The following is a 13,862-nucleotide window of genomic DNA, read 5'->3' on the forward strand; positions in this document are numbered from 1 at the left end:
TGACGGCAAGCATGCCCAAGGCGTACCAGCCTTTGGTCATGCAGCTTCTCGCTTCGACGGAAACGGAACTGGGCCTGTATGACCAAGCCGTTTACGGTTTTCCGATCCGAGTCCGGGAAGTACCCAATCTGGTGCTCCCTGCCGCGAAAGATTGGGAAGCCGTGGATGCTGCTGACGCCATCGCAAAAGCTGCGGTCGGTCGCCGCATCGTGATGGTCAACGAAGCACACTACGACGCACACACCCGCGAACTGACGCTCAGCCTTCTGCCACGTTTGAAATCACTCGGGTTTAACTATTTTGCCGCCGAGGCCATCGGTGAAAAAGATCCAGACCTGGTCAAACGCGGGTATCCCATAAAGACCAGCGGGTCGGAATATCTTCGCGAGCCGCTTTACGGGGACATACTGCGAGAAGCCATCAAGCTCGGTTTTGTCATCGTTCCATATGACACCGACAGCGCCTCTACGCAAGGTCGCGAAATCGGGCAGGCCGAAAATCTCTACACCAGAGTTTTCAAAAGGGACTCTTCGGCGCGCCTTTTCGTGCACGCCGGTTTTGCGCATATCGACAAAAACAGGGAGCGCTTGGGCAACGTCGATCCCATGGCGTCCTATCTGCAACGGCTTACCGGCATCATTCCTTTGTCGGTCGACCAAACCCAGTTTCTGGAATTATCAGCGGACAGGTCGGACGCTTACCATCAGCTGATCGTCGAGTTCAAACCAGATCGACCCATCGTGCTGATCAGTCGCGCCACAGGGGCACTTTGGAGCGCCGAGCCGAAGCTCTACGATGTCAATGTCATCCTTCCGGCTAGCCTGAACATAAAATCGTTTGGAACAACTTATCGGCAACACGGTGCAAGAAATGAAAGTGAATTAGCTCGAGTTTCCGGGGATTCGCTGATGACTTTAGCCAACATGGAGCGCCCCCCTTGGCTGACTCTTCGCGGACTTCGTCGAACGGTCAATATCAATGCGACTTTGTGCAGATTGAATTTCCCTTGTGTCGTCGATGCGCACTACGCTAGCGAAGGCGATGAAGCGAGCCCAGCGGACAGATTGGTTTTTTCGGACCCTTACAACACGAGTCGGCTGTTTCTTCGACCTGGCAAGTATCGGCTGCAGTCATCGAGTGTTGACGGAACGCTGCTTTCAAATCAGATCATTGACGTACGTGGTCAATGAACATTGACCACGAAAATGTCCATACAGAAAAAGATTCATCTTGATTGCTATCAATTAGCTGGTTCTCACGAAAAAATTTTCGTTGCCCGTTGAACGTGTAAATTCGCAAGATTTCAATAGTAGGCGCTCGAATATGATGCTCGGAAAGTTTTTCCTAATGTGCATCCTGGCACTGATATCTACGTCGGCATTCGCGCAGAACTTTAGCCCTGCGACAATCGAAATGTTTAACGTGCTCGCGCGACAACCGAACGATCTAGCCCGATACATTTTTCTCGTCAAAACAATGCCGACATTGCCGGCGGCCGATCGACCGCTGGGTATGCAGATGTTCGCCTCGACCGAGGACGAGCTCGGGCTCTACAACGAAGCCCTTCGAGACTTTCCGCTCAAAAGCCATGAATCCGGAGACATCGAGCTTCCAACCGCGAGCGACTGGAAGATGGCGAGTGCCGGCGATGTCATTACAGGGCTTGCCGCAGGCCGTCGTATCGTGATGATCAACGAAGCACATCACGATGCCCACACCCGGCAGCTGACGCTGGAACTCCTGCCACGTTTGCGCGCAATAGGTTTCAACTATTTCGCGGCCGAGGCACTCGTCAGCGAGGATGACGCTCTGGCACACAGGGGTTATCCGATCGCATCGAGCGGAACCGAATATTTGCGAGAGCCCTCCTACGGCGACATCATTCGCGTCGCCTTGAAGCTGGGCTTTACGGTTGTGTCATTCGATGTGGAGAATTCGTCACTTCAGGAGCGCGAAGCGGGCCAGGCCAACAATCTCTACAAAAAGGTCTTCTCCAAAGATCCCCATGCGCGATTGTTCGTGCACTCGGGCTACGCTCACATCGACAAGGCGAAGGGACGCCTTGGGAATACGTTGCCGATGGCCACGCAGCTTCAGACGCTTACCCATATCGAACCGCTGTCCATCGACCAGACGCAGTTTCGCGAACAGATTCCCAGCGTGATGGATGCATATCAAAAGCTCGCCGATACGTTTGAGCCCAGACAACCGACGGTGCTGGTCAATCGTGCGACCGGAAAGACATGGAGCGCGCATCCGGATTTGTATGACCTCAACGTGATTCTTCCTGCCAGCGGATCGGGAGCGGTGGAAAGTGGTTATTCCCAACCTGCCAATATCGTCAACGACATGGTGCGCACTCAGTCCATGCTCTCGCACTTCGTCAACACGCAGCGCCCCGAGTGGCTTTCGCTGAACGACGAACGGGTTCCACTTCCGATCAGCACCACGCTTTGCAAGGTCACGGTGCCGTGCGTTGTGGACGCGCATTACACAGGTGAGTCGGACGATGCGATTGCAGCGGATCGCTACGCTTTTTTGCAAGGTGACATGGTCAGCAAGCTCTATCTGCGACCCGGGAATTACCGACTCAGGGCATGGGACATTCGCGGCCACACGCTGTCGGAGCAGAATATCGAAGTGGGCAAGCGGTAGTCTCCCGCAAGTTTCGACCAGTCTCTTACGACTTCCTTCCAACTCATTGATTTGCTAACCTCGGCGCGACTCCAGCCGGGATCGCTACATGCGTACGGAATCAGTGTCTCCCATCGGATTCCCGTCGTCGCATAGGCGGCCCGTTCGCTATCTGGTTCTTGGAACGATTCTGCTGCTGGCAGCCTGCTCAAGCGCGCCACACCGCCGCGAAGCCACGTTCAAACCATCGCATTCGTCGCTGTCCGATCTTCCCGCGATGGCGCCATCTGCAGCGAGTGAAGGCGCGGCCAACGACGTCTTGTTTCGCGCCATTGCGTTGGTCGGCACGCCGTATCGCTGGGGTGGAAATACGCCGGCTGGTGGATTCGATTGCAGCGGGCTTATCGACTACATCTACCGCACGGCGACAGGCAGGACATTGCCTCGGACGTCCAGGGACATGTCGGCGATGGATGGCCGTAAGGTGCAGCGGATGACGCAGCTGGCGAGTGGTGACCTTGTGTTTTTCGCCATCCACGGCGGCATCAGTCACGTCGGTGTGTACGTGGGGAAAGGCCGTTTCGTGCATGCGCCAAACAGTGGCGGCACAGTACGACTGGACGACATCGATGGGCCGTACTGGCGGGATCACTTTGCCTACGGCAAACGCGTGCTCGACTGAGCGCGTAGTAGGACGAAGCGAACAACCGAGCCTTTAGATCTTCGTCACCAATTCCGCCCACTGCTGCTGGTTACATCCCGTGTTCGCCATTCACCCAGCGACGGATCAGACAGCTTCGCCATTCGCTCTCGTGTTCGAAACACAAAAAAAACGGCGCCTGAGGCGCCGTCTTCAGTCTTTCAAATACTGACACTCTTCAGTGCGCATCCGCTCCAGGCGGGTGTGCATGACCGTGCGCCATTTCTTCTTCCGTTGCTTCACGCACTTCACTGACGCTGACGTCGAAGTGCAGATCCTTGCCGGCCATCGGGTGATTCAGGTCGATGTCGATGGTGCTCATGCCAACCTTCTGCACCGTCACTGCACGCTGGCCACCTTCCTTCAGTCGCAGCAAGGTCACCATGCCGGGCTTGAGGCGATCGGCTTGCGGAAAATATTTCTTGGACATGCGCTGGGTCTGACCTTCCTGGCGCTCGCCGTAGCCGTCCGCGGCTGCCACGTCGACCTGCAGCGTGTCGCCGGCTTCATGACCTTCCAATGCCGCTTCGAGGCCGGGAATCAGCTGACCGTGACCCAGCAGAACCCACAACTGCTCGTCGCGATCGTGCGAGCTCTCCACCTTTTCATCGTCTACCGTCAAGGTGTAGTGGAGTGCGATGACCTTGTCTTTGCCAGCCTTCATTGCGTGTCTCGTCGAGGGATCAAACAGCGGATTCTAGCAGCGACGTCATCATTCGGCCGGTTTCGTGCCGCCGAAACCGATGCCGCGCGCTTCGGGCCCGAGCCAGACGAGTAACGCCAGCACCAATGCGACGACTGCGATCCACAAGCCCATCGAGAACGCCAAATCGCCGCCGTGCCATTTGGCGATCTTCAACTGCGCATTGCCGGTATAAGCGGCAAGCAGGTTGCCTACCTGGTAGGCGAAGCCGGGAAGCGTACCCCTGACCGCGTTGGGGGACAGCTCGTTCAAATGGGTCGGCACGACACCCCAGGCGCCCTGAACCATCACTTGAATCAGGAATGCACCCAAGGCGAGCAACAGCAGCGAGCCGCCGTGCGTCCACAGGGGAATGACCGGAATCGCGAGCAGCGCGGCGATGATCATCGCCTTGCGCCGGCCGATCCGCTCCGACCACGCGCCGAAGCACAGACCGCCGACCATCGCACCCAGGTTCAACATCGCGACCAGCATGAAGGCCGCACCGGATCCGCTCGCCAAGTGCAGGCTCTCTTCTTCGAACGTGTGATACAGGTCCTGCGAGCCGTGACTGAACATGTTGAACGTGGCCATCAACAAGGTCAGGTAGATCGCCAGCTTCCAGTGGCCGCGCATGGATTCGAAAAGCCTCTGCTTGCCGTGTTCCGCCTGAGAAGCCTTCCATACCGCCGACTCCGGCACTGTGCGTCGTATGTAAAGCACCAGCAGCGCGGGCAATGCGCCCACGATGAACAAGCCGCGCCAACCGATGTGATCGATGAGCAGCCAGTTGACCAGCGCCGCGAGAAAGAATCCGCAGGGATAGCCACTTTGCAACAGGCCCGAAACCACGCCGCGTGCCTTCGGCGGAATGGTTTCCATCGCCAGCGAGGCGCCCAAACCCCATTCGCCACCCATCGCCACGCCGAACAGGAAACGCAGCACCAGAAAAACCGTCAGCGTGGGCGCGAATCCCGTCGCCAGTTCGAACACGGAGAAGAGAATCACATCCAGCATCAGGATCGGTCGGCGTCCGAAACGATCGGCGAGCCGTCCAAACAAGAGTGCACCGACGGGCCGCGCGGCCAGGGTGAGAAACAAACCGTAGGTAACCGCGTCCTTGTCGGTGTGAAAATCCTTTGCCACCGCCAGGATCACGAAGGTCAGCAGGAAATAGTCGAACGCATCGAGTGTCCAGCCGAGGAAGCTTGCGAGCACCGTGTGCCTTTGGGCGGTATCGAGTTCGCGCAGAGGTGCAAGAAACGACATCTGGATTCCTTGGCTGAAAAGTTCGACGAGCGCCTATGTATGCATGAGTTCGATGCGACGTGCAACGCGCCAATGTTCTTTCTATCTTGCGCATGCGCCGACGCGACTGTAATGGCGACAGGCACGGTTTCGGTTATTGGTCTATACTGCGCGCCGCAGTCGTTCTGACTGCTGCGGCTTTGCCGCTCTTTCCCCAAGTCTGCAACACGGTATCAACACTCCGGGTTGCTCAGGAGTGTTTCCAATGTCTTTCGATTCGCTGGGCCTTGCGCCCGCGTTGCTGCGTGCGCTCGCCGATTACGGCTACACGAAGCCCACCCCCATCCAGGCCGCCGCGATTCCACCCGCGCTGGAAGGTCATGACCTGCTCGCTGCCGCGCAAACCGGCACCGGCAAGACCGCAGCCTTCGTGCTGCCGCTGCTGCAGCGGTTGTCGACCAGCGGCCAGACCATGACGCGCCGTCCGCGCGCGCTCATCCTTACCCCGACCCGCGAGCTGGCGGCCCAAGTGCACGAGAACCTGCGCGACTACGGCAAGCACATGCAGGTCAGTGCCACCACGATTTTCGGTGGCGTCAGCATGGGTCCGCAGATCAATGCGCTGCGTCGCGGCGTGGACGTGGTCATCGCCACGCCGGGTCGCCTGATGGATCACATGCAGCAGCGCACGCTGGATCTTTCCGGCGTCGAAACGCTGATCCTCGACGAAGCCGACCGCATGCTCGACATGGGTTTCCTGCCTGCGCTGAAGCGCATCCTGGTGGCGTTGCCGAGAAAGCGTCACACCATGCTGTTCTCCGCCACCTTCGCACCGGCGATCAAGTCGCTGGCGATGGAGTTCATGCACAACCCGCGCGAGATTTCGGTCTCCGCGCCGAACACCGTTACGACGCTGGTGAGCCACCAGGTGCATCCGGTCGACGCGTCACGCAAGCGCGACCTGCTGTTGCACCTGCTATCGGCTGATAGCCGCCGCCAGTCGCTGGTGTTCAGCCGCACCAAGCATGGTGCCGACAAACTGGTGACGTACCTCAACGCTTCCGGCCTGCGCACGGCTGCAATCCACGGCAACAAGAGCCAGAACGCACGCACCCGCGCCTTGAGCGATTTCAAGAGCGGCCGCGTCACCGTGCTGGTTGCCACCGACATCGCGGCGCGCGGCATCGACATCGACCAGTTGCCGATCGTGATCAACTTCGATCTGCCGATGGTTGCCGAGGATTACGTGCATCGCATCGGCCGCACCGGTCGCGCCGGTTCCGAAGGGCTTGCCGTTTCGCTCGTCAGCCATGACGAATCCGGCTTGCTGCGCGATATTCGCAAGCTGCTCAACCAGGATATCGCGATCAACAACGTGGCTGGTTACGAGCCGTCGACACCGCTGCGTCTGGATGCCGGCGCACCGCGTCCGGTGCAGCGTCCGCAGCAACGCGCGCCGCAGCGTCAGCCGCGCCAGGGCAAAACGTCCACATCGGCTCGTCCGAATGGCTATGCTGCGCCGGGTCGTAGTGACCACGCCGCAGGCAATCAGCGTCGCCGCTCAAAGCCGCGACCGGCCGCCAAGGCCTAAGCGCGAGCCTGTTCAACACATGATCTTCGTGGCGGCCTGATGGCCGCCACGTCGTTTCAGAAGTCTGGTGGCAAGGGGTCTTGAACATCGTTGCGAATTGATTCGTCGCTATCGCATATCCGAGATGACACGCCTGAAAAACACCTCGCACGATGTTGGCGAGGTTGAATGTCGCGATGATCCGCGCCTCATCCGCGCTGAACACCGCGAACAAATAGCAACGATCCTGCGCGATCTTTTCGCTCGCGTCGGCGATGAACTCTCGACAGCCTTCGAGCGTGCAATGACGATCGTCGCGCAGGGGTTCCCAAGGACTCAGGTGCGCGCGCTTCCGCACGCGAAACCTCTGCAGAATCGATGCGTCGTCGGTTTCAAGCGAACGCATGCCGGTTCGCTGCGTCTCCGCGCGATCACGCTGAATTCAGCGCCTGCGCATGGTGACGCAGATGCTCTTCGATGAAACTGGCGATGAAGTAGTAGCTGTGGTCATAACCCGGATGACGTCGCAGCAGCAATGCTTGCCCGGCTTCGGCGCAAGCCTGATCGAAGAGCTCCGGTTTCAGCTGCGCTTCCAGGAACGCATCGGCCTCGCCTTGATCGATCAAAATCGTGCCCGGAAATGTCTGGCGGCGCACCAGTTCACAGGCGTCGTAATTCGCCCACGCCGCCGGATCGTCGCCGAGATAACGCGGCATTGCCTTCCTGCCCCAAGGCACTTCGCTCGGCGCCACGATCGGCGCGAAGGCAGAAACGGATTGATAGTTCGATGGATGTTTCAACGCGATGGTCAGCGCACCATGCCCGCCCATGGAATGGCCGAAGATGCCGCTGCGCGCAACGTCCGCCGGAAAGTGTTCGGCGATCAATGCCGGCAGTTCGTGCGCGACATAGCTGTGCATGCGGAAGCGAGACGACCACGGCGTTTCGGTCGCATCGACATAGAAGCCCGCGCCTTCGCCGAATTCCCAATCGCCGGTCGCTCCTTCGATGCCCGTGTCGCGCGGACTGGTGTCGGGCATGACCAGGATCAAGCCCAGCTCGGCCGCGACACGCTGCGCACCGGATTTGATGGCGGCTGTTTCCTCGGTGCATGTCAGCCCGGCGAGGAAATAAACGACCGGGCAACGCTGACTGGCAGCCTGCGGCGGCTGGTACACGGCGAAGCGCATCGGCCCCGCGCAGCATTCGGACACATGCCGGTAAAACCCCTGAATACCGCCGTGGCAGCGTTGTTCGCCGATGGTCTCGATCGTGGTCATGAGCTTCCTCGCGGAACAGGGACCGCCGATCATAACGCCGCGTGCCGGACCGTTCAGCCAAACCAGCGGCGCGCCCGCACCTGAAATGGTAGAATGCGCCGCTTGCGCGCCACACCTCCGGCTGCCGCTCTCCCTGTTTCGAGGTTCCCATGTCATCCCCCGTCTCCGACAACGCCCCGGTTCCGTCCGGCTTTGGCGCACTCGCACTGCATCCCGACGTTCTGCGTGTCCTCGCCGATGTCGGCTATGAATCGCCGTCACCGATTCAGGCCGCCACGATTCCGCCGCTGATGGAAGGCCGCGACGTGCTCGGCCAGGCGCAGACCGGCACTGGCAAGACTGCCGCATTCGCGTTGCCGATTCTGTCGCGCATCAATCCGCGCGCCGGCAAGCCGCAGGCGCTGGTGCTGGCGCCGACACGCGAGCTGGCCATTCAGGTGGCCGAAGCATTCCAGCGTTACGCCGCTCACATCCCTGGTTTTCAGGTGTTGCCGATTTACGGCGGCCAGAGTTACGGTCCGCAGTTGCACTCGCTCAAGCGCGGCGTGCACGTCGTCGTCGGTACGCCCGGCCGCGTGATCGATCACATGGACAAGGGCACGCTGGATCTTTCCGAGTTGCGTTTTCTGGTGCTGGACGAAGCCGACGAAATGCTGCGCATGGGCTTCATCGACGACGTCGAGAAAGTGCTGCAGGCCACGCCGCCGGAACGTCAGGTTGCGCTGTTCTCGGCGACGATGCCCAGCGTCATCCGCAAGATCGCGCAGCGCCATCTGAAGGATCCGGTCGAAGTCACGATCAAGTCCTCGACCACCACCGCGCCGAACATCCGCCAGCGCTACTGGTTCGTCAGCGGCATGCACAAGCTCGATGCGTTGACGCGCATTCTCGAAGCCGAACCGTTCGACGCGATGATCATCTTTGCGCGCACCAAGCAGGCGACCGAGGAGCTCGCCGGCAAACTGCAGGCACGCGGCCTGGCTGCGGCGGCGATCAACGGCGACATCGCGCAGCCGCAGCGCGAGCGGGTGATCCAGCAGTTGAAGGACGGCAAGCTTGACATTCTGGTTGCCACTGACGTCGCCGCGCGCGGACTCGACGTGGATCGCATCAGCCACGTGTTCAACTACGACATTCCGTACGACACCGAAAGCTACGTGCATCGCATCGGCCGCACCGGTCGTGCCGGTCGCAGCGGCGAGGCGATCCTGTTCGTGAGCCCGCGCGAGCGCGGCATGCTGGGCGCGATCGAGCGCGCCACGCGCCAGCCGATCGAGCAGATGCAGTTGCCATCGGTCGATGTGGTCAACGACGTGCGCATCGGCAAGTTCAAGCAGCGCATCAGCGACATGCTCGCGCAAGGCAGCCTGGGCGAATTCCAGAAGCTGATCGAGCAGTACGAGCAGGAACACAACGTGCCGGCGATCGAGATCGCTGCCGCGCTGGCGCGTATCGCGCAGGGCGACCAGCCGTTGCTGCTGGCGCCACAGCCGAAGCGAGAGAAATACGAACCAGCCATGCGCGAAGCGTCATCGCGTGACAAGCCGCCGCGCAGCCGCCCCGATGACAAGCGCGCCCAAGTCGAACGCGACGCGATCTCGCGACCGTCACGCGATCATCGGCCGAATGCTGCGCATGATGGCGCGCCGTCGCGCGATTTCTCGCCGCGCCCGACCCGCGCTCATGCCACCGAGGAAGGCAAGAAAACCTACCGCATCGAAGTCGGTCACGAGCACGGCGTGAAACCGGGCAACATCGTCGGCGCCATCGCCAACGAAGCCGGGCTCGAGAGCCAGTTCATCGGACGCCTCAGCATTCGTGGCCATTACAGCCTGATCGACCTGCCCGACGGCATGCCCAACGAAGTGTTCGAACACCTGAAAAAAGTGTGGGTGGTGCAGCAGCAGTTGCGCATCCACGAATGGGATGGCACCGATACCGACGCCGGCAATGCTTCTGCGCCTTCGCACAAGCCCGGCGGTTTCAAGAAACCCGGCGGATTCAAGCCCGGTGGCTTCAAAGGTGGCGATGCGAAACCGCGGCACGGCAGCAAGCCGCCGCATCGCAAGTAAGTTGCATGGATTATTTCCGTCTCCGATTGTTTCAGTCGGGCGACGGAACGTTTCCCATAGCTGGCGCTGAAAAACCTGTCGTGTTGCCATACTTCATGGGCAACCCTTTCAGCGAGCGCTTCGATGGCCGCCTTGCCCAGTTTGTACATTTCCCACGGTTCGCCGATGACCGCGCTGCACGCGGGCCTCACCGGTAAACGGCTGGCGGAACTCGCCGCTGCGCTTCCGCGGCCCAAAGCCATCGTGATCGCCAGCGCGCATTTCCTGTCGCGTCAGCCGCAAGTTGCGGTTGCCGCGACACCACCGACCATCCACGACTTTCGCGGCTTTCCGCCGGCGCTCTACGAAGTGCGTTATCCGGCTCCAGGCGATCCACAGCTCGCTGCGCGCGTTATCGAGCTGATTGATCAAACCGGGCTCGCGCCGGTTGCGAATCAAGAACGCGGATTCGATCACGGCACCTGGGTGCCGCTGCGGTTGTTGTATCCCGCCGCCGACATTCCGGTGGTGACGATCTCGATTCAGCCGGAACTCGGGCCCACGCATCCATACGCGATCGGCCAGGCGCTGGCACCGCTTCGCGACGAAGGCGTGCTGGTGATCGGCTCGGGCAGCATCACGCATAACCTGCATGACTTCGGCGCGGGTTACAGCGACGAGCGGCAGGCGCCGTACGTGCGTCCTTTCATCGAGTGGATCGAGCAAAAGCTGGCGGCAGGCGATGTTGATGCACTGCTCGACTATCGAAAGCAGGCGCCGTTCGCCGAACGCGCGCATCCCACCGATGAACATCTGCTGCCGCTGTTCGTCGCACTGGGTGCGGCGGGCGACAAGGCACATGCGCAGCGCATCGATGCAGGCGTCGACATGGGTTTCCTGGCGATGGACATCTACCGATTCGACTGAGTCGCAGTCAGTCGGACGTTACATCGGTGTCGTATGGCTGCAACCAGTCCTGCGGCGTGAGCAACGCAAGTCCATGAGCGAGGCGCGCCTTGTCGCATTGCGCGCTTACCGCGCCTGATTCCCAGGACGGTTGTACCTCGCGACACACCGAGGGTCGCTCCGCGTAGATGCCGCAATGCGCCGCCTCGCCCACCGTGCCACGCAACGCGACGCAACGCGGTTTCGAGGCGTTGGTGCCGCGCATGGCGAGACGATGCGGATCAAGTTTCTCCGTGAGTTCAGACGGCACGACGCCACCTAGCGACGCATCGGCTTCCGACCAATGGAATGCGACGCGAAAATAAGCGCAGCACGCGCCGCAATGGAGGCAGGGATGTTTCATCGGTTCGACTGACAGACAATCACGACGCGGCGTTCGTCAACGCACAAGATGAAAGCCCGCCAATCGGCGGGCTTTCGAAAACTTGATGCAACCGGCTCAAGGTTCTCCGGCAAACGTATTGCATTGGCCCATGTCGCCGCTGTCGAAACCGGCCTTGAACCACTTCACGCGTTGCGCCGACGTGCCGTGCGTGAACGAGTCGGGCACCACGCGACCTTGCGCCTGCTTCTGCAGGTTATCGTCGCCGATCTGGCTGGCTGCATTCAAAGCCGACTCGATGTCGCCTGGCTGCAACCATTGCAGGCGCTGCTGGCTGTGGTTTGCCCACACGCCGGCGAAGCAATCCGCTTGCAATTCCTGCCGCACCGACAAGCCATCGGCGCCATCCATCGGCGCGCCGCGGCGCCGGGCGTCATCGACCTTGTCGAAGATGCCGGTCAGTTTCTGCACGTGGTGCCCGACTTCATGGGCGATCACATACGCGCGCGCGAAATCGCCGGAGGCGTGGAAGCGATCCTGCAATTCCTGGAAGAACGCCACGTCGAGATAGACTTTCTGATCGCCCGGGCAATAGAACGGACCGACCGCAGTGGAAGCCGCGCCGCATGCCGTATTCACACCGCCGGTGAAGAGATCAAGCTTGGGATCGACATACGTCTTGCCGCTGGCCGCGAAAATATCGCCCCAGGTTTTCTCGGTCGAGCCGAGGATGCGACTGACGAACTCCTTCTGCTGCGGATCGACCTGCGCCGGCGTGCCCGCCTGCGTAGGCGCGTAGGACGACGACTGACCGCCGCCCTGATCGAGCAATGCCAGCGGATTCTTGAAGAAGATCCAGCCGATCAGCGCCAGCACGATCAAGCCGCCCAGACCCATGCCGCGACCGCCGCCAAAGCGCGGGCCGCCACCGCCACCACCGCCGCTGTCGACCTCGACGTTGTCGCTGCTTTCACCCTTCTGCCAATCCATACGTCCCTCGCTGATCAATCTGTCGATGTCCGCGCGAAGATAGCGCCTTGCGCGGCATCACGCCACGCATTCGCTGCAGTTACAGTAGGTGACTTTTCACGAGGACCCACCGATGACTCAGCTGCCCGCCCTGGTTACCCTGCTCACCATGTTGCTGTTGTTCGGTACCGTCTGGGTGGCCGGAAAGGCACGCTACAAGTACGACATCAAGGCGCCGGCGACAGTGGGCCATCCTGCGTTCGAGCGCGCTTATCGCGTGCAGATGAACACGCTGGAAAACACCGTGATGTTCCTGCCCCTACTGTGGCTGGCCGCTAATTACGGTTTCACCGGCTGGGCCGGATTGATCGGATTGGTGTGGCTCGTCGGGCGCGTGTGGTACGCGGTGGCGTATCTCGGCGCCGCCGAAAAACGCGCCGGGGGTTACACGGTTTCGATGGTGGCCTGGGCTGTGCTGCTGTTGCTGGCGTGCTTCGGCGTCGGGCGCGCCATGATGCTGGGTTGATGGCGCCGCGCTGATCTGATCCGCTTAGTCGGACTGGCCGGGATTCACCGCACTGAGAAACCAGACCCGATGCGGAACTGCCATCGGCTGCGCGGAATAATTCTTCGCCATCAGCGCGGCGAGCTCCGCATCGAATCGCTGCACTTTCGCATCGTCGAGACTCGCGCCGACACCGGCGCTGGCACGGATGCGCCCCCGCCATGCTTCGTGGCTGTAAGGCACATCGATGTCGAATGAGTGGGTCTGCAGTTCGACGAAACCCGCTTCGGCCACATCTTTCATCCACGCCGGATAGATGCCGCTGCCACTGTGCATGGTCCAGCCCGGGTTATGCGCGAGGATCAGGCGTTCGGTGGCCTGCACCAGATTGCCAGCCAGCGGCAGCCAGTCGAAATGCGCGATCACCAGGCGTCCGTTCGCTTTCAGCCAGCGGCGCGCCAATGTGGCTGCCTTGGGTCGGTCGAACCAGTGCCAGCACTGTCCTGCCGTGATCACGTCGAACGATGCCGGATCGAACTCGGCATTCTCCACGCGCGCTCGCACTTGTTTCACCGTGACGCCAGCGGCCTGATCGAGTTCGGCTGCCTGCGCCAGCAGCGGCGCGGAAGGATCAAGCCCGGTGACATCGCATCCGCGCAACGCCAGTCCGCGCGCAACCGTTCCGGTGCCTGTTCCCAGATCCAGCACGACGTCGTCGCGTCGCACGGTTCCGTCGCTCATTAGTCGATCGAAGAACGCCTCGGGAAACCCTGCGCGATGTCGTGCGTAGTCACCTGCCGCCCTGCCGAAATCGATGGTCATGCCCACGCCCCCTTTATCCGATTGTCGTTGGCCGCTACCCGAACTCGGCGGCGAGGAAAGCAGCCCTAATATATCGCTGGCGCCAGGCATGCGAACATGCATTCGCACTGTAC

Annotated in this window: 13 protein-coding genes; 7 read left to right on the forward strand and 6 right to left on the reverse strand. The window is 60.8% G+C overall.

What is annotated here, in order from left to right; translation table 11 throughout:
* Window positions 1–11 precede the first annotated feature (11 nt).
* The 3 genes from GSQ73_RS15755 to GSQ73_RS15765 all read left to right on the forward strand — a co-directional run bounded on the left by GSQ73_RS15755 (window position 12) and on the right by GSQ73_RS15765 (window position 3,316).
* The gene (locus tag GSQ73_RS15755; RefSeq protein ID WP_254063426.1) at window positions 12–1,190 is read left to right on the forward strand and encodes a hypothetical protein; all 1,179 of its coding nucleotides are present in this window, start codon (window positions 12–14) and stop codon (window positions 1,188–1,190) included.
* 133 nt (window positions 1,191–1,323) lie between these two features.
* Complete coding sequence (locus GSQ73_RS15760; protein ID WP_158885669.1) at window positions 1,324–2,655, forward strand: hypothetical protein; 1,332 nt, start codon at window positions 1,324–1,326, stop codon at window positions 2,653–2,655.
* An 88-nt stretch (window positions 2,656–2,743) separates the two neighbouring features.
* Window positions 2,744–3,316 (forward strand): C40 family peptidase, encoded by a 573-nt coding sequence (locus GSQ73_RS15765; protein WP_158885671.1) that lies wholly within the window; start codon window positions 2,744–2,746, stop codon window positions 3,314–3,316.
* Between the two features lie 196 nt (window positions 3,317–3,512).
* Here GSQ73_RS15765 and GSQ73_RS15770 read toward each other — a convergent pair whose 3' ends face one another.
* Both GSQ73_RS15770 and GSQ73_RS15775 read right to left on the reverse strand, forming a co-directional pair.
* Window positions 3,513–3,998, reverse strand: a complete 486-nt coding sequence (locus GSQ73_RS15770; RefSeq protein ID WP_158885673.1) for a peptidylprolyl isomerase — start codon at window positions 3,996–3,998, stop codon at window positions 3,513–3,515.
* Window positions 3,999–4,046: 48 nt separating this feature from the next.
* Window positions 4,047–5,285 carry an MFS transporter gene (locus GSQ73_RS15775; protein WP_158885675.1) on the reverse strand — a complete coding sequence of 413 codons (1,239 nt, stop codon included), beginning with the start codon at window positions 5,283–5,285 and terminating at the stop codon, window positions 4,047–4,049.
* A 244-nt stretch (window positions 5,286–5,529) separates the two neighbouring features.
* Here GSQ73_RS15775 and GSQ73_RS15780 point away from each other — a divergent pair, with 244 nt between their 5' ends.
* The gene (locus GSQ73_RS15780) at window positions 5,530–6,855 is read left to right on the forward strand and encodes a DEAD/DEAH box helicase (protein ID WP_158885677.1); all 1,326 of its coding nucleotides are present in this window, start codon (window positions 5,530–5,532) and stop codon (window positions 6,853–6,855) included.
* A gap of 410 nt (window positions 6,856–7,265) precedes the next feature.
* Here GSQ73_RS15780 and fghA read toward each other — a convergent pair whose 3' ends face one another.
* Complete coding sequence (gene fghA / locus GSQ73_RS15785; RefSeq protein ID WP_158885679.1) at window positions 7,266–8,114, reverse strand: S-formylglutathione hydrolase; 849 nt, start codon at window positions 8,112–8,114, stop codon at window positions 7,266–7,268.
* Window positions 8,115–8,263: 149 nt separating this feature from the next.
* Between fghA and GSQ73_RS15790 the strand changes: the two genes are divergently transcribed.
* Window positions 8,264–10,186 carry a DEAD/DEAH box helicase gene (locus GSQ73_RS15790; protein WP_158885681.1) on the forward strand — a complete coding sequence of 641 codons (1,923 nt, stop codon included), beginning with the start codon at window positions 8,264–8,266 and terminating at the stop codon, window positions 10,184–10,186.
* Between the two features lie 123 nt (window positions 10,187–10,309).
* Window positions 10,310–11,092 (forward strand): class III extradiol ring-cleavage dioxygenase, encoded by a 783-nt coding sequence (locus GSQ73_RS15795; protein ID WP_158885683.1) that lies wholly within the window; start codon window positions 10,310–10,312, stop codon window positions 11,090–11,092.
* Window positions 11,093–11,099: 7 nt separating this feature from the next.
* Here the strand turns inward: GSQ73_RS15795 and GSQ73_RS15800 are convergent, their stop codons facing one another.
* Entirely contained in the window at window positions 11,100–11,474 is a 375-nt protein-coding gene (locus tag GSQ73_RS15800; protein ID WP_158885685.1) for a YkgJ family cysteine cluster protein, read from the reverse strand.
* A 96-nt stretch (window positions 11,475–11,570) separates the two neighbouring features.
* Window positions 11,571–12,443 (reverse strand): neutral zinc metallopeptidase, encoded by an 873-nt coding sequence (locus tag GSQ73_RS15805; RefSeq protein ID WP_158885687.1) that lies wholly within the window; start codon window positions 12,441–12,443, stop codon window positions 11,571–11,573.
* A 112-nt stretch (window positions 12,444–12,555) separates the two neighbouring features.
* Here GSQ73_RS15805 and GSQ73_RS15810 point away from each other — a divergent pair, with 112 nt between their 5' ends.
* Window positions 12,556–12,948, forward strand: a complete 393-nt coding sequence (locus GSQ73_RS15810; protein WP_158885689.1) for an MAPEG family protein — start codon at window positions 12,556–12,558, stop codon at window positions 12,946–12,948.
* 24 nt (window positions 12,949–12,972) lie between these two features.
* Here GSQ73_RS15810 and GSQ73_RS15815 read toward each other — a convergent pair whose 3' ends face one another.
* Window positions 12,973–13,749, reverse strand: a complete 777-nt coding sequence (locus GSQ73_RS15815) for a class I SAM-dependent methyltransferase (RefSeq protein WP_158885691.1) — start codon at window positions 13,747–13,749, stop codon at window positions 12,973–12,975.
* Window positions 13,750–13,862: the final 113 nt, after the last annotated feature.

Source organism: Rhodanobacter sp. L36 (assembly GCF_009765755.1).
Lineage (GTDB): Bacteria > Pseudomonadota > Gammaproteobacteria > Xanthomonadales > Rhodanobacteraceae > Rhodanobacter.

Excerpts from the sequence above, each read along its gene's own strand:
- GSQ73_RS15755 (WP_254063426.1), top strand. The coding sequence starts at position 12 with ATGCCCAAGGCGTACCAGCCTTTGGTCATGCAGCTTCTCGCTTCGACG.
- GSQ73_RS15760 (WP_158885669.1), top strand. The coding sequence starts at position 1,324 with ATGATGCTCGGAAAGTTTTTCCTAATGTGCATCCTGGCACTGATATCT.
- GSQ73_RS15765 (WP_158885671.1), top strand. The coding sequence starts at position 2,744 with ATGCGTACGGAATCAGTGTCTCCCATCGGATTCCCGTCGTCGCATAGG.
- GSQ73_RS15770 (WP_158885673.1), bottom strand. The coding sequence starts at position 3,998 with ATGAAGGCTGGCAAAGACAAGGTCATCGCACTCCACTACACCTTGACG.
- GSQ73_RS15775 (WP_158885675.1), bottom strand. The coding sequence starts at position 5,285 with ATGTCGTTTCTTGCACCTCTGCGCGAACTCGATACCGCCCAAAGGCAC.
- GSQ73_RS15780 (WP_158885677.1), top strand. The coding sequence starts at position 5,530 with ATGTCTTTCGATTCGCTGGGCCTTGCGCCCGCGTTGCTGCGTGCGCTC.
- fghA (WP_158885679.1), bottom strand. The coding sequence starts at position 8,114 with ATGACCACGATCGAGACCATCGGCGAACAACGCTGCCACGGCGGTATT.
- GSQ73_RS15790 (WP_158885681.1), top strand. The coding sequence starts at position 8,264 with ATGTCATCCCCCGTCTCCGACAACGCCCCGGTTCCGTCCGGCTTTGGC.
- GSQ73_RS15795 (WP_158885683.1), top strand. The coding sequence starts at position 10,310 with ATGGCCGCCTTGCCCAGTTTGTACATTTCCCACGGTTCGCCGATGACC.
- GSQ73_RS15800 (WP_158885685.1), bottom strand. The coding sequence starts at position 11,474 with ATGAAACATCCCTGCCTCCATTGCGGCGCGTGCTGCGCTTATTTTCGC.
- GSQ73_RS15805 (WP_158885687.1), bottom strand. The coding sequence starts at position 12,443 with ATGGATTGGCAGAAGGGTGAAAGCAGCGACAACGTCGAGGTCGACAGC.
- GSQ73_RS15810 (WP_158885689.1), top strand. The coding sequence starts at position 12,556 with ATGACTCAGCTGCCCGCCCTGGTTACCCTGCTCACCATGTTGCTGTTG.
- GSQ73_RS15815 (WP_158885691.1), bottom strand. The coding sequence starts at position 13,749 with ATGACCATCGATTTCGGCAGGGCGGCAGGTGACTACGCACGACATCGC.